19 protein-coding genes and 1 tRNA gene are annotated in these 21,046 nt (G+C 56.7%); 9 read left to right on the forward strand and 11 right to left on the reverse strand.

Annotated features, from left to right (window positions below; translation table 11 throughout):
* The first annotated feature begins 106 nt into the window (after window positions 1-106).
* On the forward strand, window positions 107-415 hold the full coding sequence (locus tag N879_RS17050; protein ID WP_009457917.1) for a DUF485 domain-containing protein: 309 nt from the start codon (window positions 107-109) through the stop codon (window positions 413-415).
* Window positions 412-2,130 carry a cation acetate symporter gene (locus tag N879_RS17055; protein ID WP_009457916.1) on the forward strand — a complete coding sequence of 573 codons (1,719 nt, stop codon included), beginning with the start codon at window positions 412-414 and terminating at the stop codon, window positions 2,128-2,130. The genes N879_RS17050 and N879_RS17055 overlap by 4 nt, the downstream gene beginning before the upstream one ends.
* A 190-nt stretch (window positions 2,131-2,320) precedes the next feature.
* On the opposite strand, the gene paaX is transcribed toward N879_RS17055, so the two are convergent.
* From paaX to N879_RS17075, 4 genes are all read right to left on the reverse strand, one after another.
* Window positions 2,321-3,280 carry a phenylacetic acid degradation operon negative regulatory protein PaaX gene (paaX, locus tag N879_RS17060; protein WP_022983507.1) on the reverse strand — a complete coding sequence of 320 codons (960 nt, stop codon included), beginning with the start codon at window positions 3,278-3,280 and terminating at the stop codon, window positions 2,321-2,323.
* 159 nt (window positions 3,281-3,439) lie between these two features.
* Entirely contained in the window at window positions 3,440-4,909 is a 1,470-nt protein-coding gene (locus N879_RS17065; RefSeq protein WP_022983508.1) for a phospholipase D-like domain-containing protein, read from the reverse strand.
* Between the two features lie 4 nt (window positions 4,910-4,913).
* Complete coding sequence (locus N879_RS17070) at window positions 4,914-5,150, reverse strand: hypothetical protein (RefSeq protein WP_022983509.1); 237 nt, start codon at window positions 5,148-5,150, stop codon at window positions 4,914-4,916.
* A gap of 365 nt (window positions 5,151-5,515) precedes the next feature.
* Window positions 5,516-5,591, reverse strand: a tRNA-His gene (locus N879_RS17075).
* Between the two features lie 195 nt (window positions 5,592-5,786).
* Between N879_RS17075 and N879_RS17080 the strand changes: the two genes are divergently transcribed.
* The 6 genes from N879_RS17080 to N879_RS17105 all read left to right on the forward strand — a co-directional run bounded on the left by N879_RS17080 (window position 5,787) and on the right by N879_RS17105 (window position 10,473).
* On the forward strand, window positions 5,787-6,413 hold the full coding sequence (locus N879_RS17080; RefSeq protein ID WP_009457902.1) for an L-threonylcarbamoyladenylate synthase: 627 nt from the start codon (window positions 5,787-5,789) through the stop codon (window positions 6,411-6,413).
* A 159-nt stretch (window positions 6,414-6,572) separates the two neighbouring features.
* Window positions 6,573-7,223: a site-2 protease family protein gene (locus tag N879_RS17085; protein ID WP_022983510.1), complete on the forward strand. Its 651-nt coding sequence runs from the start codon at window positions 6,573-6,575 to the stop codon at window positions 7,221-7,223.
* Between the two features lie 79 nt (window positions 7,224-7,302).
* On the forward strand, window positions 7,303-8,208 hold the full coding sequence (dapA, locus tag N879_RS17090; protein ID WP_009457899.1) for a 4-hydroxy-tetrahydrodipicolinate synthase: 906 nt from the start codon (window positions 7,303-7,305) through the stop codon (window positions 8,206-8,208).
* On the forward strand, window positions 8,205-9,338 hold the full coding sequence (gene bamC, locus N879_RS17095; RefSeq protein ID WP_009457893.1) for an outer membrane protein assembly factor BamC: 1,134 nt from the start codon (window positions 8,205-8,207) through the stop codon (window positions 9,336-9,338). Before dapA ends, bamC begins: the two co-directional genes overlap by 4 nt.
* 429 nt (window positions 9,339-9,767) lie before the next feature.
* Entirely contained in the window at window positions 9,768-10,088 is a 321-nt protein-coding gene (locus N879_RS17100; protein WP_009457891.1) for a sigma factor-like helix-turn-helix DNA-binding protein, read from the forward strand.
* A gap of 10 nt (window positions 10,089-10,098) precedes the next feature.
* Window positions 10,099-10,473 carry a FecR/PupR family sigma factor regulator gene (locus N879_RS17105; protein ID WP_022983511.1) on the forward strand — a complete coding sequence of 125 codons (375 nt, stop codon included), beginning with the start codon at window positions 10,099-10,101 and terminating at the stop codon, window positions 10,471-10,473.
* A 15-nt stretch (window positions 10,474-10,488) separates the two neighbouring features.
* On the opposite strand, the gene bioD is transcribed toward N879_RS17105, so the two are convergent.
* The 5 genes from bioD to N879_RS17130 form a co-directional block, all read right to left on the reverse strand.
* A complete protein-coding gene (gene bioD, locus N879_RS17110) occupies window positions 10,489-11,181 on the reverse strand; it encodes a dethiobiotin synthase (RefSeq protein ID WP_009457888.1) in 693 nt (230 codons plus the stop codon).
* Window positions 11,178-12,518, reverse strand: a complete 1,341-nt coding sequence (bioA, locus tag N879_RS17115; protein WP_009457887.1) for an adenosylmethionine--8-amino-7-oxononanoate transaminase — start codon at window positions 12,516-12,518, stop codon at window positions 11,178-11,180. Before bioA ends, bioD begins: the two co-directional genes overlap by 4 nt.
* A gap of 6 nt (window positions 12,519-12,524) precedes the next feature.
* The gene (locus tag N879_RS17120) at window positions 12,525-13,691 is read right to left on the reverse strand and encodes an aminotransferase class I/II-fold pyridoxal phosphate-dependent enzyme (protein WP_009457885.1); all 1,167 of its coding nucleotides are present in this window, start codon (window positions 13,689-13,691) and stop codon (window positions 12,525-12,527) included.
* Window positions 13,688-14,884, reverse strand: coding sequence for a cytochrome P450 (locus N879_RS17125; protein WP_009457883.1), 1,197 nt, complete (start codon window positions 14,882-14,884; stop codon window positions 13,688-13,690). Before N879_RS17125 ends, N879_RS17120 begins: the two co-directional genes overlap by 4 nt.
* Before the next feature lie 269 nt (window positions 14,885-15,153).
* Entirely contained in the window at window positions 15,154-16,398 is a 1,245-nt protein-coding gene (locus N879_RS17130; RefSeq protein ID WP_022983512.1) for a benzoate/H(+) symporter BenE family transporter, read from the reverse strand.
* A gap of 274 nt (window positions 16,399-16,672) precedes the next feature.
* Between N879_RS17130 and N879_RS20685 the strand changes: the two genes are divergently transcribed.
* Entirely contained in the window at window positions 16,673-16,816 is a 144-nt protein-coding gene (locus N879_RS20685; protein ID WP_200914612.1) for a hypothetical protein, read from the forward strand.
* A 73-nt stretch (window positions 16,817-16,889) separates the two neighbouring features.
* Here the strand turns inward: N879_RS20685 and N879_RS17135 are convergent, their stop codons facing one another.
* Window positions 16,890-18,080 (reverse strand): JmjC domain-containing protein, encoded by a 1,191-nt coding sequence (locus N879_RS17135; protein ID WP_009457871.1) that lies wholly within the window; start codon window positions 18,078-18,080, stop codon window positions 16,890-16,892.
* Between the two features lie 236 nt (window positions 18,081-18,316).
* Complete coding sequence (gene mutS, locus N879_RS17140; protein WP_022983514.1) at window positions 18,317-20,953, reverse strand: DNA mismatch repair protein MutS; 2,637 nt, start codon at window positions 20,951-20,953, stop codon at window positions 18,317-18,319.
* Between the last annotated feature and the right edge of the window lie 93 nt (window positions 20,954-21,046).

Genomic DNA, 21,046 nt, shown 5'->3' on the forward strand with positions numbered 1-21,046 from the left:
CGTCGGCAGGCGTCTTCATAGCGCCGTTTTCAGCCTTTTCGGGCTGGGCCGGTTCAATAAGATACGCCAGCAAAATAAGGCGTTCAGAACAATGCGGAGACAAACTATGCAAGACCCCCTTGTAGGTCGGATTACGGCCAATCCTCGCTATCAGAATCTGGTCAAGACTCGGTTGCGGCTGGGTTGGATACTCACCATCGTCATGCTGGTGGCTTACTACAGTTACATCGGCATTATTGCTTTCGACAAGGAACTGTTTGCAGAGCGCTTGGGTGATGGCGTCATGACCCTGGGTATTCCTATTGGTTTTGGAGTCATTGTGTTGGCTGTTGTCATTACGGGCATTTATGTCTGGCGCGCCAATACCAAATTTGACCAAATGGCCAAGGACGTCCTTGAGGAGGTGCGTAAATGAAGCATTCCTACCTTCGTTCCGGCCTGGCTCTGGGCCTGATGCTGGCCAGTCCTGCCTTGCTGGCAGCTGGCGGCGATCTGGGCGAGCTGCAAAAGCAGCCGACCAACTGGACCGCCATCGGCATGTTTGCGGTCTTTGTGCTGGCGACCTTGTGGATTACCAAATGGGCGGCTGCCCGCACCAAGTCGGTCTCTGACTTTTACACGGCAGGTGGCGGTATTACAGGCTTTCAAAACGGCCTGGCCATTGCCGGTGACTATATGTCTGCGGCTTCCTTTTTGGGTATTTCGGCGGCGGTGATGATCAACGGCTACGATGGCCTGATCTACTCCATCGGCTTTCTGGTTGGCTGGCCCATCATTACATTCCTGCTGGCAGAAAAGCTGCGTAACCTGGGTAAATTCACCTTTGCTGACGTAGCCGCTTACCGCTTTCGTCAAGGTCCTATCCGCGCCTTTGCCGCCTCGGGCACGCTGGTTGTGGTTCTGTTCTATCTGATCGCACAGATGGTAGGCGCCGGTCAGTTGATCAAGCTGCTGTTTGGCCTGGAGTACTGGGTGGCCGTGGTGCTGGTGGGTGTGTTGATGATGGTCTACGTGCTGTTTGGCGGCATGACAGCCACCACCTGGGTGCAGATCATCAAGGCTGGCCTGCTGCTGTTCGGTGCTTCCTTCATGGCCATCATGGTGCTGGCACAGTATGGTTTTTCGCCAGAAAAACTGTTCGCTGCGGCTGTGCAGGTCAAGACAGATGCCGCTATTGCAGCCGGTAAAGATGCTGTCCAGGCCTCCACAATTGGTCAAGCCATCATGGGCCCCGGCAACTTCATCAAGGATCCTATCAGCGCGATTTCCTTCGGTATGGCTCTGATGTTTGGTACTGCTGGTCTGCCACACATTCTGATGCGTTTCTTTACCGTGCCTGATGCAAAAGAAGCACGTAAATCCGTGTTCTGGGCAACCACCTGGATTGGTTACTTCTACATCCTGACCTTCATTATTGGTTTCGGCGCTATCGTGCTGGTGTCCACCAATCCCCGCTTCCTGGAAGTTGGCGGCGATCTGATTGGCGGTTCCAATATGGCCGCTGTGCACTTGGCTGATGCTGTTGGTGGCGACGTGTTCCTGGGCTTTATGTCGGCAGTGGCGTTTGCCACGATTCTGGCTGTGGTGGCTGGTTTGACGCTCTCCGGTACATCCGCCGTGTCGCACGACCTATACTCCACGCTGATCAAGAAGGGCGAAGCCACGAACGAGGAAGTCATGCGTGTATCGCGCACTACCACCTTGGTCCTGGGTGTGGTTGCCGTGTTGCTGGGTATTATTTTCGAGAAGCAGAACATCGCCTTCATGGTGTCTCTGGCCTTCGCGATTGCTGCCTCGGCTAACTTCCCGGTCCTGTTCCTGTCCATTCTGTGGAAAGGCTGCACGACACGTGGTGCCACGATTGGTGGTTTCCTGGGCTTGATCGTTGCCTTGCTGCTGACTTTGCTCTCGCCTTCGGTGTGGGAAGCTACGCTGGGCAATCCAGCCGGTTCTTCGCCATTCCCTTATGCGTCGGCAGCCTTGTTCTCCATGCCTTTGGCTTTCGTGGCGATCTGGTTCTTCTCGATCACTGACCGTAGCCCACGTGCCGAGATCGACCGTGCTGGTTTCGAGGCTCAGTCGGTACGCTCCGAGACAGGTGTGGGTGCAGAGGCAGCGTCTGCGCACTAATCTGCTCTGACAGGCCGGGCTTGTTTGCCCGTGCCTGAGCCTGATTGTTAAGGGTGCAAAAAAACCCGGTGTGATTCAGATCACACCGGGTTTTTTATTTGCCCATGCCGCTATTGCTGTCAGTACTGCTGGTCGTGTGTTGCGGATATCAAGCACACAGCAGTCAGTCTCTCTATTCAGGGATTCAGCTTCAGGCCTGGGTCTCGGACGGGACGGGCAGGCCGTCAAAACGCTCGTAGAAGTAGGCGGCGGCCTCCGGTGCCTGTTCATCCTCGGCCCGCAAGGTGGACAGAATATAGCGCTCGGCCTTGCCGCAGACCTGACGGTATACATCCCGGCACAGCTCATAAGCCTGTTTCCCTGCCCAGCCTGCTGGCAGTAGCTCAATAGGCAGTTGAGGGTCGTGCAGCTGAATACGGCGGAACTCGTGAATCAGCAGGGTGCGAATCACAAAGGCCAGCTCGTCGTTATAGTCGTGGCCTGCATCCAGCATGGCCAGAGCGGGCGCAAAGCGCTGGATGAACTGACCGTAGCCGCTGGCCACCTGGGCCAGATCCCAGCTGTCCTGAATCAGTTGGGACAGAGGGCGGGTTTGCGGCAGTTGGGAAGGTTCCAGCTTGCCCACATACACCTGCGACTGCGCCTGTGTCGCCTGCAGGATGTAATCCAGAATCGTGTGATCCGGGTTGGGATGCAGGAAAGCGGTGGGTGACAAGGCGCAAAAGCCCTCCCACAGCAGTTCCTTGCGCAGGTCTGCCCGTTGCTTGGAGTTCATCATCAAGCTGGGCATGCTGAAGATCAGCGTCCATTGCCCGTCCCAGGCCAGATAGGTCGGGGTGTAGATGCGTTGATACGCGTGTTCGAAGCGCTGGCTGGCTTCGGGACGCAAGGTGTACTGGCTGCGTCGCCCTTCGCGCTGCGCGCTCAGCCAGCCCTCCTCGGCCAGCCTGTACACGCTGGTGCGCACCAGTCGGTCGCTGATCCCGAAGGGGGCCAGCAACTGAATCAAACTGCCTAGCCAAAGTTTGCCGCCATGTGGGCGAATTACGTCGCCAAACAAGGTCATGACCAGGGACTTGGCTCGGGGAGGGCGGTTTTCCAGATGGTGGGCGGCCCATTGGGCCAGGTCGGAATAAGGAAGCTCGGACATTGTTTTTTTAATGGCGCTCAAGTCTGTTTTGGAACGGCACGCCTGTCTGTGTAGACCGTTTAAGCGCTTGATTATAAAGGGTGGGTGCGCAAGCGGATTGAAAGATTGTGCAAGCCAGGGGCTTTCTTGAAGCTTGCAGCAGTTTTAGGTGCGCACACATTACAGATAGGGGCTGGCCAGCCAGATCAGGCGGTTGCGCAAGCGCTTGCCAAAGCCGATTGAACTTAAGGACTCCAGGCTGACGGCTTCGGCGTCCTCAATTTCCAGATCAATCAGGTTCTGGATTTGGCGGGCCGTGTCGCGGCTGTAGATTTCTACGTCCAGCTCGAAGTTCAATCGCAAGCTGCGCGGGTCCAGATTGGACGAACCGATATAAGACCAGACTCCGTCAATCGTCATGAGCTTGGAGTGGTTGAAGGGGCCGCTGGCGCGCCAGACCCGGCAGCCTGCGCGCAGCACCTGATCCAGTTGGGCTGTCATGGCGTAATTGACCAGGCGCAGATTATTTTGCCCGGGGATGACGATATCCACTTGAATGCCGCGTCGGGCGGCGGTGTTCAAGGCACCCAACAGGATCTGATCGGGCAGAAAGTAGGGAGACTGAATGCGGATATGGCGCTGGGCAATGGCAAACGCCCCTTGCAGCATATGGTGGGTACTGGCCATGAAACGGTCCGGGCCCGAAGCAATGCAGCGAGCCGGAACGTGAGGTCTGGGGGCGGGCGAGGAACTGGCATGCCAGTAAGCGGGCGATAGATCTTCGCGAGTCGTGAACTGCCAGTCGTGGCGGAAAGAAGCCAGCAATTGCATGACTGCCGGGCCTTCCAAGCGGAAATGGGTGTCTTGAGAGGGCTTGCCGTCGCTGTACTGCGCCATAAAGGACTCACGCAGATTCATGCCGCCGGTAAAACCTACCGTGCCATCCACAATCAGCAATTTGCGGTGACTGCGCAGATTGGCGTAGGGCATGCGCAGAAAGCCCAGGGGGTTGGTCATGAACAGGGCGCAGCGTATGCCTTCGCGGCGCAGCAATCGAACAATGGGCGTACGCGAATATTTCGCCCCAATGGCATCGACCAGCACACGAATCTGCACGCCACGTTGATGGGCGCGCGACAGGGCGCTGACAAATTCACGCCCCAGGCGATCGCTATCGAAGATATAGCTTTGCAAGGCAATGGTGCTGTGGGCCTGATCAATGGCTTCCAGCATGGCAGGATAAGCCTGATCGCCGCCGACCAGAACGCGCACATTATTGCCATTGCGTAGTTGGCTGCGGCTGACGCGGTCACCCAGAATTTGCAAAGAGCGAAACGGTGCGCCGACCAGGGCACCAATGTCCGAGACGGGAGGGTGCAGATAGGTGACCTGTTCATAGAACACGTCTGCACTTTGTTCCAGAAGGCTTTGTCTGCGTACGCGGTTGATCCCGGCAATCAAATACAGGAATGGCCCGAGCAGGGGCGACATGATGATGACGCCTACCCAACTGATGGCGGCGCGGACATCATTTTTGGTCATGGCGGCATGAATGGCCGCTGAAGCGCCCAGTACCACGCTGAGCGCCAAGGCTAGATGCGGCCAGTAATCGTGCAGCAGGGAGCGCAGGTGTATCAGATGCTCTTGCATGGGTTCAGGTGCTACGGTTCTTGTCAGGCAGGTCCGGGCGTTGGTAGAGGCTGTGCATCCAGGACGGGTTCGGTTCGCCGCGGGCGGCAAACTGCTGCAGGCGGGAGGGAGAGCGCCATACGCCACCGCCTATGCCAGGCGAGGGCTGGACGCCATACCAGAACCATTGGCCATCTTCATCCTGTGCAAGCCAGTCCCAATTGACGGGTGCCTGATCCCAGCAGGGGAAACCGAGTGTCATCAGCAAACTTCCAGAAAATGGGACAGATTAGAGTATAAGAAAGCGTGGTTTTGTGCCAGTTTCTATTACAGAGGAGGCGGGCTGAAAGGCCGGGTGTTTGATGGGGGAGGGGCTTTTGCTGTGCGGGCCTGCCAACTCGAAGGGCTGGGTCGCAGGCGAAAGCCAGGACTGGCCTGGGGTTCACAATCAAACACAGTTTATTGTCCAGCCTGAACTTGCGTGGGGTGTGCGAAGGCGGCAAACTTGTTACGATGAACAAACGCAAAAAAGCCCGCTGCGTGGCGGGCTTTCAAGTATGTTTTTTCCAGTTCCTGGTCTTGTCACCATTTAAGGAGAGTTGCAAAACCTTGGAAGCGGTAAATTTCTGGGGTGACCGATGGGGCTCGAACCCACGACAACCGGAATCACAATCCGGGACTCTACCAACTGAGCTACGGTCACCACTGTTTACTGCTTTTTTGCTTCTGGCCTACATCAAGGTGGGCTGTGAAGTAAAAAATGTATTCTAGCATGCTTTTTTTAAAGAATGCAACACTCGTGCAAGAATACTTCGACCCTGAGTCTTGCTCCGGTCTTGCCGGTTAGAGCGTGACTCAGGTTTAATGATTTCCCCTCGTAATAGCAAGGAAGCGCGAAATGTCTCAATTATTCGTCGTTCATCCCGAAAATCCTCAACCCCGCGCATTGGCTCAAGCAGCCGAACTATTGGCGAAAGGAGGGCTGCTCGCCATTCCTACCGATTCCAGTTATGCCGTTGTCGCTCGCCTGGATGACAAGTCCGCCGCTGACAACCTGCGTCGTTTGCGTGGCTTGGATGATCGTCATCATCTGACCTTGCTGTGTCGTGATCTGGCCGAGATCAGCCACTTTGCCAAAGTGGATAACCCGCAGTATCGCTTGTTGAAGATGGCCACCCCTGGCCCGTGGACGTTCATTTTGGAAGCTACCAAGGAAGTGCCGCGCCGCGTGTCGCACCCTTCGCGCAAAACCATTGGTATTCGGGTGCCCGACCAGAAAGTGGCCCTGGCCCTGATGGAAGAAGTCGGCAGCCCCTTGATTTCCACCACGCTGATTCCTGAGGGCGAAGACGAACCCTTGAACGACGCCCAGGAAATTCTGGACCGTTATGCTCATCAGTTGGCGGCGGTTGTCGATGGTGGACCTTGCCCCTTGCAGGCCACTACCGTGATCGATCTGACCGGCCCTACGCCGGAGGTGTTGCGTCGTGGCTCGGGTGATCCTGCCACTTTGGGCCTGTCCTGATCTGCGGGCTTGCACAAAACTCGCGTCCAGGTGCCTATCCGTGTTTCAATTCTGAACCTTGGGGCAGCACTCGCTGTCCCAATCAGACAGGCTGATGACAGGCGACTTATCGTCTTGAAAAAGTAGGGGATAAGTCCCCGGCCTGGACCAAGGATCACCATGGACTCTTTTATACAGACCTTGACGGTCTATGCTTTGCCAGTCATTTTCGGTATTACGCTGCATGAAGCTGCCCACGGCTACGTCGCCCGCATGTTTGGCGACCCGACGGCCATGCTGGCCGGTCGTATCAGCCTGAACCCACTGCGTCATATCGACCCTATCGGCACGATTGTGGTGCCGGCGGTGCTGTTGCTGTCCAGCGCCATGATGGGCATGGGCGGCATTCTGTTTGGCTGGGCCAAACCCGTCCCTGTGGATTGGGGCCGCCTGCGCAATCCCAAGCGCGACATGCTCTGGGTTGCTCTGGCCGGACCGGCCTCCAATATGCTGATGGCTATCTTGTGGGTTCTGTATGCCCATTTGATGGTCAAGATCGGGCAGGGTGACAGCCGCTTCTGGATGGGCATGGCGGTGGCCGGTGTGCAGGTCAACCTGGTTCTGATGGCACTGAATCTGCTGCCTTTGCCGCCTTTGGATGGCGGGCGCATTGTATTTAGTCTATTGCCTAATCGTTTGGCCTATCATTATTCTCGTATCGAGCCTTATGGCATGGTCATTTTGATCCTGCTGATGTTTACCGGCGTACTGTGGACCCTGATGAGTCCCTTGATTGCGCTGGGCGAAGGCATATTGAAATGGTTCTTATGATTTAACGGCTTATCCGTTAAACTTGTGAGTCATATTTTTTTTCGGCTATAGGGCCTTAAACCCGGAGATTCATCTCATCATGGCAAGTTCGGACTCTGCTATTTCCAATTTTCAGGGCAGCATGGTTGCCCTTGTTACACCCATGGATCCCAATGGGGGTCTGGATTTTGCCGCTTACCGAAAGCTGATCGACTGGCACATTCAGGAAGGAACGCGTGTGCTGGTGGTCGTTGGAACCTCGGGCGAATCGCCCACGGTGTCGGTTGATGAGCACGCTGAACTGATCAAGGTAGCCGTTGAACACGCGGCTGGCCGTGTGCCCGTGATTGCCGGTGTGGGTGGCAACTCCACTCGCGAGGCCATCGAACTGTCGCGTCACGCCCAGGAAGTGGGTGCAGACGCCGGTTTGTCGGTGGTGCCTTACTACAACCGTCCTACTCAGGAAGGCATGTACCAGCACTTCCGCGCCATTGCAGAAGCGGTGGATCTGCCGCAGTTCCTGTACAACGTGCCGGGTCGTACCGTGGCTGATCTGCAGAACGACACCGTGCTGCGTCTGGCTCAAATCCCCAACATCATCGGTATCAAGGACGCAACGGGCGATCTGGCTCGTGGCGGCTTGCTGCTGCGTGATGCCCCCGAAGATTTCATAGTGGTCAGCGGCGATGATCCTACCGCTGCTTCGTATATCTTGCTGGGCGCCAAAGGCAATATCTCCGTGACGGCCAACGTGGCCCCACGCCTGATGAGCCAGTTGTGCCAGGCCGCTTTGGATATGGACGTACCGACGGTACGCCGTTTGAATGCCTATCTGGCAGGTCTGAACAAGAACCTGTTTGTTGAGGCTAACCCCATCCCCGTGAAATGGGCAGTTGCAGAAATGGGCCTTACTCAGCTGGGATATCGTTTACCATTGACGCCGTTAAATGCACAGCATCACGAGTTGCTGCGTCAATCTTTGAAACTTGCGGATCTTCTTCCATGATTGCAAAGCCAGTTAATAAAAGCCTGATCGGGCTGTCTTTGAGCCTGTTGGTGCTGTCGGGCTGCTCGACGATGGACCAGATTATGGGCCAGGGCGAGTCGGTTAATTACAAGAGTACGGTAGCAGGCGATCCCTTGAGCATTCCGCCGGATCTGACCCAGGCCAACCGTGACGCACATTACCGTGCGCCAGAAGGTGCCACGTCTTACTCGGTCTACTCGCAAGGTCAAACCGCGCAGCAGGCCAAGGGCGGTGCCGATACGATCCTGCCTCAGTCTGATGCCATCAAGGTGATGCGCGATGGCGATCTGCGCTGGCTGGTCGTAGACCGCCCCGTGGAAGACCTGTTCCCCCGCATCGTCGATTTCTGGGGTGAGCATGGTTTTACCATTCAGTCCCAGGACCCCCGTGCCGGCTTGATTCAGACCGACTGGGCTGAAAACCGTGCCAAGATTCCAGAAAGCTGGATACGCAGTGCCTTGGGTTCCATCATTGACCAGGTCTTTGATAGTGGCGAACGTGACCGCTTCCGTACCCGCTTTGAGCGTGTCGGCAACAAGACCGAAATCTATGTGTCCCACCAGCACATGGAAGAAACACCGACGGCAGACGGTTCTGCCTTTAAATGGGTGTTCGCCAAAGAAGATCCAGGTCTGAATGCGGCCATGCTGGCTCGCATGATGGTCTTCCTGGGCTCGGATATTGAAACAGCACGTGAACAAGTAGCCAACGCTTCCAAGGATCCTTCCAGCGTTCAGGTCCAGGCGTCGGACAAGGGCGATCAGGCTGAGTTGATGCTGAACGAGTCCTTTGATCGTGCATGGCGTCGTGTTGGCGTAGCCATCGACTCCGCCGGTTTCTCGGTTGAGGATCGTGACCGTTCCGCTGGCGAGTTCTTCATCCGCTATCTGGATTCGGATACCGGCGAGAAGATCGAGCAGCAAAACATCATTGGCCGCATCTTCGGCAGCCGCAACACCGCCGAAGCCACACCCTTCCGCATCAAGCTGAGCGCTCAAGGTGCTGGCACTCGTGTAACGGTGCTGGATCAGCAAGGTCAGGAGCAGACCACGCCGACAGCCAAGCGCATCATCAATGTCCTGTCTACCAATCTGCGCCCCGGCAACTGATTGTTTTGAGTCGGCCTGCGGGCCGTCTGGAAAAAGCCCTGGTTTCATGCCAGGGCTTTTTTTATGCACTAGCTCCGTTCTGAGTTACTTTGGCTCTCTTTCTCTTGTCGAAGAGGAGCCAACAGGGGCCAGGAATCTGGCGAGGTCAGCGCGATTAGCGCTGGCTTTCCCTTTACAGAAGAAGAGGTCATTGGGGGCATTTCCTGAAAGGATACAGTCTCTTTTTCAGGCTGCGCTGCGCTCTGTTTGTAGCGCCTGGATTGCGGTGCTCCCTGAAATGGTGCAAAGCCTTTCTTTGGCAGAGACTTGAGAGGGGCCATCTTTTATTTTGTGAGCAGAGTTAATCTTTCTTGAGCAGGGCTGGACTTTCTCTAAAACTGTAAAGATAATAGGAACCATTATCATTTAATGTGTTTTAGGGAGTGGCCCATGCTGAAATCGTTTTGCCGTAACGGTTTAAGTTTTTGCCTGCGTATGCTGCGTGGCACACAAGCCTCTGCTCACGCTCCTTCTGAACCGGGTGCTCGTATGCTGGCCATGATCGAGGCCTTGCCTCGTCGTCGTCGTGAAGCCTTTGTGCTGCATCGCTTCGAGGGCCTGAACTACAAAGAAATTGCGACACGCATGGGTACCAGCCCCCGAGTGGTTGAGCACTATATCCGCATGGCCATGTTGGCGTGCCGCCATAATCCGGCACCGCTCAATCGGGCGGACGGGGCAGTGCCGCGTCCGGCTGGTTCGTATGTCTAAGGACGAGCACATGCAGCACATTGATGAGCAGGCCTTGAGCTGGCTGCTCAAACAGCACGACCCCAAACATCAGAACGATGCCCGCAGCCAGTCTGCTTTCCGGGCCTGGTTGTCCATTGATCCCGAGCATCAGGCCGCCTTCTTGCGCTGGAAGCTGGAGTGGGAAGCCATGGATGGAATCAGCGAGGAGCATCTGAGTCGTTTGCGTGCAAACTCCCGGCAAGCCGCAGGCGCGGCAGGGTCGGGGACATGGCGTCAACGTTTGCTAAATAGCTGTTTGGACGCCTGGTCCACCAACCCGGCCTTGCGCTTTGCCTTGGGTGGCGCCGTGTGTCTACTGCTAGGCGTGGCGTTTCTGGGGAGTGTAGGTAGCTACTTTCTATAAGCCCTGTCCAAAGGCCTATTCTCTATCTTCCCAAGGCGAGCGTAAATATTGCGCAGCTTGCTGGATACGCTCATCCAGTGTTGTGGCTTCCAATCTGGGAATGACACCCAGGCAAGGGCTCGGCAGATAGTCATGCAGCGTTTGCAGGTTCTCCTGGGCATAACTCATCTCCGGCGCTATGTGGTTGGCGACCCAGCCCAGCAAGTTCAAGCCGCTGGCGCGTATGGCTTGAGCCGTCAGCAAAGCGTGATTCAAGGCACCCAAACGTAGACCGATAACCAGCACCACAGGTAGTTGCAAGACTTGCGCTAAATCTACGCCTGTCCGCCCTTGCCCCAAGGGCAGCATGAAGCCTCCTGCTCCTTCAACGATTGCATAATCGGCCTGCTTCGCCACTGTTTGAACCGTTGTTTTGATCAGAGCCGGGTCTATTTCGATTCCTGCTTGTTCAGCCAGAATATGGGGTGCCGCAGCGGGCTTAAACAAGTACGGTGTCAGGGTTTCGGGAGCGAGCTTCAGGCTGGAATGCCGCGCCAGTGCATCCACATCTTCGTTCTGTAAACGTCCTTCTACCTCTACGGCCCCCGAAGCAATGGGTTTGATGCCGAGCGTGCGTGCGCCGCTTTGGCTTAGTAAATGAAGTAAAGCCGAGCTGATCAGCGTTTTGCCAATTTCCGTATCGGTGCCCGTCACAAAGCAGGCCCTCATGCGTATTCCTTCAGCAGACGACCCAGCCCATGCAGGCAATGCTCCACCTCTTTTGTGCCCCAGAGATAGCCGGGCATCAGGTACACCGTATTGCCGATAGGGCGTAGCATCAGTCCCTGTTGCAAAGCAGAGCGGTAAAAGCGCCGGGCAAAGCCCTGGTGATCGTAGCGAGCTGGGCCCGTGTCCAGATCAAAGGCCCAGATTACCCCGCAGCGGCGCAGATGCTGCATCTTGGGATAGTGCCGGTTCAGTCTATGCAAACCTTCATCAAGTGCTTGTCCCAGCATTTTTTGCAGCTCGTAGACGGGGTATTGCTGGAACAAGTCCAGCGTAGCCAGCGCGGCTCGGCAGGCCAGGGGATTGCCGGTATAAGAATGGGAATGCAGAAAGCCCCGGCGCAAGTCCTGGTCATAAAACCCTTGATAAATCGAGGGGCTGGATAGCACTACGGACAAGGGCAGCGTGCCGCCGGTAATTCCCTTGGACAAGCACAGCAGGTCAGGCCAGATACCGGCCTGCTCGCAGGCAAAGAACCTGCCGGTACGGCCGCAACCCACGGCAATCTCGTCCAGAATCAAATGCACCTGATAGCGGTCACACAGCTCGCGCACGCCGCGTAGATAGTCGGGGGAGTGCATGTGCATGCCAGCCGCACATTGCACTAGCGGCTCCAGAATGACGGCGGCAATGTCCTGATGACCAGCCAGAATCTGCTCCAGCGAGTGCAGTGCGTTTTCGGTGACCTGCGTGTGTTCGTCCGGGCTAGTGGCTTGACGCAGATCGGGGCTGGCTGCGGTGTATTGCTGGCCCAGCTGTGTGCCGTAGTTTTCCCGAAACAAGGGCACATCGGTCACGGCCAGAGCACCCAGTGTTTCGCCGTGGTATCCCTGCGCGATGCCTACAAAGCGGTGCTTGTGTTCCTGGCCTTGGTTGCGCCAGTAGTGCACGCTCAGCTTCAGGGCAATCTCAACCGCGGAAGCACCGTCGCTGGCATAAAAAGCATGCCCTAAACGATGGCTGCTCAAGGCGGCCAATCGTTCGGAAAGCTGCACAACCGGCTCATGGGTCAGGCCGCAGAGCATGATGTGATCCAGTTGCTGAACCTGATCGCTAATGGCTTGCACCAGATGCGGGTGGCTATGGCCAAACAGATTCACCCACCAGGAGCTGATGGCGTCCAGATAGGCGTTGCCGTCGGCATCATGAAGCCAGGCGCCTTGGGCGCGTTTGATTGCCAGTAGCGGCACGCCTTGATCGTGATGCTGCATCTGAGTGCAAGGATGCCAGACCGCTTGCAGGCTGCGTTGGGCCAAAGGGGGAAAGGAGTTTGAGTTCATGGCAAATCACCGTAAAGATTGGGCGGCTTCATGTAGTGCCTGGACCAGTTTTTCAATGTCCTGTTGCCGGTGGGCGGCAGACAGGGATATGCGTAATCGGGCTTGATGGCGAGGAACGGTAGGTGGGCGTATGGCCGGTGCCCAAATACCTTTTTGCAGGAGGGTTTCGGCCAGTTGCAAAGCAGGTTCTACCTCGCCAATCAACAGGCTTTGCACGGGCGTATCGGAGGGAGCTAGACGCCAGGGCAGATACTGGCTCAAGGTTTGCAGCGTCTGAATATGCTCTTTCAACAGGGTCCGCTGGGGCTGGGCTTGTTTGATCAGCTGCAGACAAGCCAGCAAGGACGCACAATGCGCCGGGGCCAAGCCGGTGCTGTACACATAGCTGTGGGCGGATTGCGTGAACCAGTCGGCCAGCTTGTGGGAGCAGGCAATAAATGCACCGCCTTGACCAGCCGCCTTGCCAAAAGTCCCCAGGTAAATAAGACGCCGACGCTGTGTGGTCGTGAGCTGGAATAGCTCAGGCGCTCCACGTCCGTTTTCACCCAAAATTCCCAGGCCATGTGCATCGTCCAGATACAGCAAAGCATCGTGGCGTTCGCATAAGGCGATCAGCTCATCGACCGGGGCAATCGTGCCGTCCATGCTGAACAGGCTGTCCGAGATTACCAGCTTGAAGCCCGGCGCTGGCCTGCCGAGCAAATCATCCAGCCGTGCCATATCCCTATGGGGATACACACGTAAACGAGCGCCGGATAGGCGGCTGGCATCAATCAGGCTGGCGTGGTTAAGCCTGTCACAAAAGATCGTGTCGCCCGTTCCGATCAGCGCGGGAATCACGCCCAGGCTGGCTTGATAACCGCTGACAAAAAGACGGCTGGCCTCGAAGCCACTCCATTCTGCCAGCTCCTGCTCCAGTGCTTGAGCTAGCGCATGATGCCCACAAATCAGCGGGGATGCCGTCGCTCCGGCGACGTCTTGTGCTTCTAGCCGTTTGAGTTGTGGATGCTGACTAAGGCCCAGATAGTCATTGCCGGCGAAATTCAGCAAGACCTGGCCATTGCGTTCGATATGGGCGTTTGGCAAGGGGCGGCTGATTGCTCTTTGGCGCCACAGTTTCCTGGTCTTCAAAGTCTCCAGTTGTTGATCCAGATGAGCGAGAAAGGCACTCATGACTGTGCCGCCCGGTATTGAACCGGCAAGCGGTTCCAGCCCCGATAGGCGGGGAGTCGAATACGCTCACCTTGCGTCCCTTGCAGGCGAGGGAGCAAAGGCAGGAATTGCTCAAGTACGAGCTTGGCTTCCAGCTGCACCAAACCGGCTCCCAGGCAATGATGAATTCCGTGTCCCATGGATAGCTCGGCCTGATTGTTGCGGCTGAAGTCCAGATCGTCGGGATTGGCAAACACCGCCGGATCGCGGTTGGCAGCGCCCAAGAGCAAAAGCAGCAACTGCCCCTTGCGCAAATGCTGACCATGCCAGTGCTGGTCGCGCATCAAACGTCTGGCTGTGTACTGAATCGGGCTGTCGTGACGCAGCACCTCTTTGATCGCGGCAGGAATTTTCTGCGGATTCGATAGCAAGTCCTGCAGCGTTGTGGAGTCGGCCAGCAGTGTTTGAAACAGGGAGCTAAGCAGATGCCGGGAGGTTTCATAGCCTGCAAAGAGCAACATACAGGACTGTGCCAAGCGCTCGCGCCTGCCTTGAAGGGAAAGCTGCTCATCATGCAAAAGCCGCCAGGCCAACCCGCCTTCTTGCAGATTGGCACTGTTGCCTAGAAAGTCAGCCATATCCAGCAAGGCGTCCTGGGTGCTTCTCAGCAAAGGCATATCCGGCGTGGCTTGTCCGATAAAACCTGCCAGTTGCTCTGACCAGGCCTGAAAAACAGACAAAGGCAGTTGCTCCAAGCCGAGCACGTCCATCATGACCAAGGCGGGGAGTGGGCGACAGACCTCATCAACCAGATCCACTGAACCGTGCCGCAGCTTGTCTTTTAACTCCAGGTGGATATGCGTAACGCGCTTTTCAATCGTGCTGTGCAGGGTTTCCAAAGCCTTCGCACTAAAAGCCGCGTTCACTACTCGTCTGACGCGTGTGTGACGGGGGCGGTCCAGAAAGACCAGCGTCCTGGCCATCAAGCCCTTGAAGGCTTGCAGACGAGGGGAGGGGTCAGCGCCAGCCTGGGCCACCCACCCGCCAACACGCCGCACACTTAAATCGGGATTGCGCAGGGCGGCTTGTACATCGCTGTGCCTATGAACTAACCACGCCCCACCGCAGAAATCCGCATCCCAAACCAAAGGCGGCCCCTGACGAAGACGGGCATAAGCTGCATAGGGTGACGCAAGATCAAAATCGCCAAACATGACACCGTTTCCTGAAGATCAAAGCCAGCGCAGGCTAGCACTTGAGCGTGGAAGAGGCAGTCAATAGATTGTGTCTATTAATTCTTACAGGGTTTTTTGCCTGCAGTAGGGATAAGTTGCAGGTTTATAGTGCTTATTGATGGGTTTTTTGTGACTAGTTTTTACAATAAAATCAGTGGTATTCAAGGCAGTAATCCTGCATGGGCAAGGGGAATGTTTTTGCCATTCAGGCCAGAAACTCTGTTCTGGCCTGAATAGGTTTTTATGAGTTACCGAGCATCAGACGCCGCCGGAAGCCCCTCAGTACCCAGCTTTTCCGTTTTACGCTGCGGCAACTTCCCATTCAAAATAAAGTACGCCAGCAGACCGATCACCAGGCCCCAGAAAGCCCCGCCAATCCCGAACAGGGTGATATTGGCGGCTGATGCCAAAAAGGTAATCAAGGCTGCTTCACGCGATTTGACGTCTGCCATGGCTCCCGCCAGGCTGCCGCCAATGGTGCCCAACAAAGCCAAGCCCGCCAGCGTGGTAATAAAGCTTGCAGGGAAGGCCATGAACACAGCGGCCAGGGTTACTCCGAAAACGCCAACCAGAATGTAGAACACACCGGCGGCAATCCCGGCAACCCAGCGTTTGGAAGGATCCTGGTGCGCCTCTGGCCCGGTGCAGATAGCGGCGGTAATGGCGGCTACGTTCATGGCATGGGAGCCAAAGGGAGCCATGATCAGCGAACCCAGTCCTGTCACCCAGACAATTGGGTTGGCACTGGTACGAAAACCGTCGTTACGCAGGACCAGCATGCCGGGCATGTATTGGCCGGTCAGCGTGATCAGGAATAAGGGCAAGGCGACGCTTAGCAAGGCATTCAGGGTGAATACTGGCATGGTGAATACCGGCGCGGCCAGTTCCAGTTTCAGGCCACTCAGGTCTACGCGATGCTCCAGCAGCAGAAAGCTCAGGCCCAGGATCAGAATGCCGACCACTGCGTAGCGTGCGGAAAAGCGTTTGATGATCAGGTAGGCCAGAATCAGCAGACCTGCCAGTTTCGGGTCCAGTGTCATGCTGCCAAATGCGCCAATGCCAAATTGCAGCAGAATGCCGGCCAGCAGACCGGCAGCGATGCCGTTGGGGATCAGACGGATCAGGCGCTCGAAGTAGGAGGACAGGCCCAGGACCACAAAGGCCGCTGCCGAGATCAGGTAGGCGCCGACGGCTTCTTCATATGGCGTGGTGGCCAGAGCCGTAACCAGAAATGCAGCGGCGGGCGTGGACCAGGCGGTGATGATGGGTTCGCGCGAAACCCAGCTCAAGAGCAAACCGGTAACACCCACACCAATGGAAATTGACCAGACCCAGGAGGCGGTCAGCTCAGGGCTGAGGCCGGCTACGTTGGCGGCCTGGAAAACCAGAATAAAGGTGCCGCCGTAGTTGACGATGACCGAGATCAGACCGGCCACGATAGGCGGGATCAGGTCGCTGACTAGAGAGGATGAGGTCGATCGGGAGGTAGACATAGTGCTCTGCGCTTTCCAAAAGGAGAGATGACAAACGAGCACTATTTATAACGATTAAATGGACTGGTCAGATAGGACGCTTTGTGGGTGCAGGGCAGACCACTTTTGAGTTGGGTAGGTGCCTGACTAGATTGAGTGGGGGGGCTACGTGATTTTGAATGTGGCCCGAGCTGGATTGAAGCTCGGCTGCAAAGCCACTAATGGTGGCTTTATGACGAATTGCTCGTCTTGTGAATCGCGTTGTTCATGATAGTGCTTTTTTTTGCTGGATGGCGTGAATAAAATACTGTGGCAACTGCAACTGCAACTGCAACTGCAACTGCAACTGCAACTGCAACTGCAACTGCAACTGCAACTGCAACTGCAACTGCAACCGCAACCAGCAAATGTATCGGTTTTTCGATTCCTGAGGTGTTAGCAATAAAAAAGCGAAGCAGCCTGCAAGCTGCTCCGCTTTTTTTCTGAACTCGCCAGAGTTAGTGGCTCAGTGCTCAGTTTTCCTTGAACTGCAGCCAGCCATCATCCAGCCAGGCATTCAGCATTTCGCGCTCATCTTCATCCAGGGCTTCGAAACTGTCGCCGGGGATCAAGAGTTCACGTTGGTCTGCCAGTTGTTTCAGGGCTGGGCTGGCGGGGCAGGGGGCGACCTCACCGTTGATATACAGCTCATCGCCGCGATACATCATGCGCGAGCAGCGATCCAAAGCCAAGCGGCCTGCTGGCAGCTCGGGATCGTGCAGGTCAACCGGGTCTTCGGCAATGTCGAACCAGCTATTGCTGGGCAATTCGGTCAGCCAGACGCCCAGAAACCGTGAGGCCAATGCTTCGTCAAAACGAATGGCGTTCAAGGCATCCAGCGACTTCTGAACAAGCTTCTCCGGCAAGGCGGCAGGTGTGGTGCTGGCCTGGGCATCCGGGTCGGTGTAGCGCTGCTGCAGGCTCTCGGGCATGGGCATCGGTGGGTCGGCATACAAGCCAAAGCCTTCGCCACTGGCGGCGGCCAACTGATCCGAGGCGGCATCCATCAAACCACGGGCCAGCGTTGCCTGGGTAGGCGAGCGAAAGCCGATGGAAATCGTCATGCAGTCGCCCATTGCAATCCCGTCATGTGCCACGTGCGGGGGCAGATACAGCATGTCGCCGGGTTCCAGCGTGAACTCTTCTTCTACCTGAAAATTGCGCAGAATCTTCAAGGGCAGGTCGGGCACCAGGCTCAGGTCTTTTTGCTGGCTGATACGCCAGTGACGCTTGCCGTGGGCTTGCAGCAGGAACACATCGTAGCTGTCGAAGTGTGGGCCTACGCCACCGCCGTCAGAAGCAATGCTGATCATGGCGTCGTCCAGACGGGCATCGCCAATGAAGCGGAACTGACGCATCAGGGCGGCGGTGTTGTCGTCGTGCAGATCCACGCTTTGTGCCAGGGCGGTCCAGTTGGGCTGCGAGGCGGGCGGCAGCTCGTCAAAAGGCCCGGTTTCCATTTCCCAGTCTTCGCCGTCATGAATGATCAGGCGCGACTCGACTTCTTCACGCGTTACCAGCTCGCGGATATTGTCTATGCTCAGCGAGTGCTTGAAATTAGGGATGGCGCCGCGTATCAATAAAGGTTTGCGTTGCCAGTAGGTTTGCATGAACTCATGCGCGCTGATGCCGCCCAAAAGGGTCAATGGCTGGTCGATAGTCATGGACTGCCCGAACAAGAATTAAATTAGCCCGTAGCTTAACTGATCCGGCCTGTCCCGGTGTATGGCTAGCCTGCGTATCAGGCGTATCCAGCGCAAAGAATCCAGAGAAATACTTGCGATATAGAGTGATTGACTCACGGTAGGAGTCTAAGAATGATTGATTGTCGATCTGCTCGCCAACGGTCCTCGGAAAACCACATAAAAAAAGGAGCCTCTTGGGCTCCCTTCTGGACTGTTTAACCCGCCGCCTTCATCTCTTTTTTCCAGCGGTACAGCAAATCCAGGGCGTCGCGTGCGCTCAGGTCATCCACATCCAGTTGCTTGAACTGATCCAGCAGGTCCAGTGCTTTTTCTGTGGTCGGATCAGGCTCGGCGACCGTGGCTTCCGGAGCGCTGCCTGCATTGAACAAATCCAACTGTGCGCTAGGATCGTTTTGTGCTTCCAGACGGCTTAGCTCGCGACTGGCCTGACGGATGACCGCAGAGGGAATGCCGGCACGTTGTGCAACTTGAATCCCGTAGCTGCGGCTGGCGGGGCCTTCCTGAACTTCGTGCAGGAACACAATGCCGGAGGCCGATTCTGCGGCGGCCAAGTGCACATTGGCAGCGGCAGGTAGCTCGTTGGGCAGACGCGTGATTTCGAAATAGTGCGTGGCAAACAGGGTCAGTGCCTGATTGTGGCTGAGCAGGCGATGCGCGATGGACCAAGCCAGGGCCAGACCATCATAGGTGGAGGTGCCGCGACCAATTTCATCCATCAGCACCAGGCTATAGGGGGTGGCACCGGCCAGAATGGCTGCTGCTTCGGTCATTTCCATCATGAAGGTAGAGCGGCCACCAGCCAGATCATCCGCCGCACCGATACGGGTAAAGATGCGGTCGATCTGACCAATACGGGCTGTGCTTGCCGGTACAAAGCTACCGATGCGGGCCAGCAAGGCAATCAGGGCAACCTGACGCATATAGGTGGATTTACCGCCCATATTCGGGCCGGTAATCAGCAACATGCGACGCTGCGCGTGCATTTCACAATGGTTGGGCGTGAAGCGCTCGATGCTGTGCTCCACCACAGGGTGACGGCCTGCTTCAATCCAGATACCAGCCTGCTCGGTCAGCTCGGGGGCGACCCAATTATTGTCCAGTGCGTGCAAGGCCAGGGAGGACAGGGTATCCAGTTCGGCAAGGGCGCTGGAGCACAAGGCCAAGGGGCCTGCATAGCTTTGCAGCTTGTCCAGCAATTCATCGAACAGGAACTTCTCGCGGCTCAGACTGCGGTCCTTGGCGGACAGGACCTTGTCCTCCCACTCTTTCAATTCAGGCGTGATGAAGCGCTCGGCATTTTTCAGTGTCTGGCGGCGGCGGTAGTCGTCGGGGACCTTGTCGGCCTGACCGCGACTGACTTCAATAAAGAAACCATGCACACGGTTGTATTCGACGCGCAAGGTAGCAATGCCGGTGCGCTCGCGTTCGCGGGCTTCGATCTTCACCAGCACATCGCCGCTATCGCTGGCCAGGCTGCGTAGCTCGTCCAGATCCGCATCGTAGCCATCGGCAATGACACCACCATCGCGTATCAGCAAGGCGGGCTCGGAGGCGATGGCAGACTGCAGCAAGGAAGCCAGCTCCGGGTCCAGAGCCAGACTTAACAAATGCCCATGCAAGTGTTCAGACTGAGCAAAGTTCTGTTCCAGCTCCCGACGTAGTTCAGGCAGTGTCACCAGCGCATCGCGCAAGCTGGCCAGCTCCCGAGGACGCACGCTGCGTAGCGAAATACGCGTGGCAATACGCTCCAGGTCCGGGAAGCGGCGCAGGGCATGGCGCAGCACACCCAAAGGATCGCCTGCATTCAAGCTGGCGCTTTGCTGGGTTTGGAAGAACAGGGACACCACATCCTGACGCTGCTGAACGGCGTGGTTCAAGCGCAAGGGGTGATGCAGCCAGCGGCGCAGCAAACGGCTGCCCATGGGGGTCTGGCAATGATCCAGTGTGGAGAACAGGGTTGGGCTGGTTTCACCGCTAATGGTTTCGGTAATTTCCAGATTCTTGCGCGTGACGGCATCCAGCACCAGAAAGTCCGAGCTGTGTTGAACACGGATAGCGGTGATGTGGACCAGGGACTGAGATTGTGTGCTGCCGACGTAACGCAGCAAGGCTCCGGCTGCCGCCGTCGCCGCAGGCAGATCGTCCAGACCAAAGCTGGCTAAAGAATCCAGGTCAAAATGGTCCAGCAAGGTTTCGCGTGAACCGTCCTGTGCAAAGTGCCAATCCGGCAGGGTGTGGCAACTGGCTTGCGGCAGTTCCGGGGCAGGGCGCAGCGATTCGGGATAGACCAGTTCTACAGGGCCGATACGATTCAGTTCCGTATCCAGCATGTCCGGTTCGCACTGGCTGACCAGAAACTCGCCACTGGCCAGGTTCATCCAGGCCAGCCCCACCATTTCCTGACGTTGCACCTTGATCAGTGTGCAGGCGGCGATCAGGCGGTCTGCCTTGGGAGGCAGCAAGGCGTCATCCGTCAGTGTGCCGGGGGTGACCACACGCATGATCTTGCGCTCGACCGGACCTTTGCTGGCAGCCGGGTCACCGACCTGCTCACAGATGGCGACGGATTCGCCCAAGGCCACCAAACGCGCCAGATAACCTTCCATGGCGTGAAAAGGCACACCAGCCATGGGGATAGGCTCGCCGTTGGAGGAACCGCGCTTGGTTAGCGTCAGGTTCAGCAGGCGTGCGCCGCGTTCGGCATCGGCGTAGAACATCTCATAGAAGTCCCCCATCCGATAGAACAGCAGATGCGAGCCAGCCTCCGCTTTGAGCTGAAGGTATTGACGCATCATGGGCGTGTGGGCGGACAGATCGGCAGCAGAAGTCATAGCGCAGTACAGGTCAGGGAATTCAACAACAAGGCCGCCCAGAAGGCGGCTGAGTCGATATTGTAGCGAGGGCAGTCAAGTGGGGGATAGGGA

This window comes from Alcaligenes sp. EGD-AK7, from assembly GCF_000465875.3.
Taxonomy (GTDB): Bacteria; Pseudomonadota; Gammaproteobacteria; order Burkholderiales; family Burkholderiaceae_B; genus Alcaligenes; species Alcaligenes phenolicus.

Excerpts from the sequence above, each read along its gene's own strand:
- N879_RS17080 (WP_009457902.1), top strand. The coding sequence starts at position 5,787 with ATGTCTCAATTATTCGTCGTTCATCCCGAAAATCCTCAACCCCGCGCA.
- N879_RS17125 (WP_009457883.1), bottom strand. The coding sequence starts at position 14,884 with ATGTTTGGCGATTTTGATCTTGCGTCACCCTATGCAGCTTATGCCCGT.
- N879_RS17050 (WP_009457917.1), top strand. The coding sequence starts at position 107 with ATGCAAGACCCCCTTGTAGGTCGGATTACGGCCAATCCTCGCTATCAG.
- N879_RS17070 (WP_022983509.1), bottom strand. The coding sequence starts at position 5,150 with ATGACACTCGGTTTCCCCTGCTGGGATCAGGCACCCGTCAATTGGGAC.
- dapA (WP_009457899.1), top strand. The coding sequence starts at position 7,303 with ATGGCAAGTTCGGACTCTGCTATTTCCAATTTTCAGGGCAGCATGGTT.
- N879_RS17085 (WP_022983510.1), top strand. The coding sequence starts at position 6,573 with ATGGACTCTTTTATACAGACCTTGACGGTCTATGCTTTGCCAGTCATT.
- paaX (WP_022983507.1), bottom strand. The coding sequence starts at position 3,280 with ATGTCCGAGCTTCCTTATTCCGACCTGGCCCAATGGGCCGCCCACCAT.
- N879_RS17105 (WP_022983511.1), top strand. The coding sequence starts at position 10,099 with ATGCAGCACATTGATGAGCAGGCCTTGAGCTGGCTGCTCAAACAGCAC.
- N879_RS17135 (WP_009457871.1), bottom strand. The coding sequence starts at position 18,080 with ATGACTATCGACCAGCCATTGACCCTTTTGGGCGGCATCAGCGCGCAT.
- bioD (WP_009457888.1), bottom strand. The coding sequence starts at position 11,181 with ATGAGGGCCTGCTTTGTGACGGGCACCGATACGGAAATTGGCAAAACG.
- mutS (WP_022983514.1), bottom strand. The coding sequence starts at position 20,953 with ATGACTTCTGCTGCCGATCTGTCCGCCCACACGCCCATGATGCGTCAA.
- bamC (WP_009457893.1), top strand. The coding sequence starts at position 8,205 with ATGATTGCAAAGCCAGTTAATAAAAGCCTGATCGGGCTGTCTTTGAGC.
- N879_RS17130 (WP_022983512.1), bottom strand. The coding sequence starts at position 16,398 with ATGTCTACCTCCCGATCGACCTCATCCTCTCTAGTCAGCGACCTGATC.
- N879_RS17065 (WP_022983508.1), bottom strand. The coding sequence starts at position 4,909 with ATGCAAGAGCATCTGATACACCTGCGCTCCCTGCTGCACGATTACTGG.
- N879_RS17100 (WP_009457891.1), top strand. The coding sequence starts at position 9,768 with ATGCTGAAATCGTTTTGCCGTAACGGTTTAAGTTTTTGCCTGCGTATG.
- bioA (WP_009457887.1), bottom strand. The coding sequence starts at position 12,518 with ATGAACTCAAACTCCTTTCCCCCTTTGGCCCAACGCAGCCTGCAAGCG.
- N879_RS17055 (WP_009457916.1), top strand. The coding sequence starts at position 412 with ATGAAGCATTCCTACCTTCGTTCCGGCCTGGCTCTGGGCCTGATGCTG.
- N879_RS17120 (WP_009457885.1), bottom strand. The coding sequence starts at position 13,691 with ATGAGTGCCTTTCTCGCTCATCTGGATCAACAACTGGAGACTTTGAAG.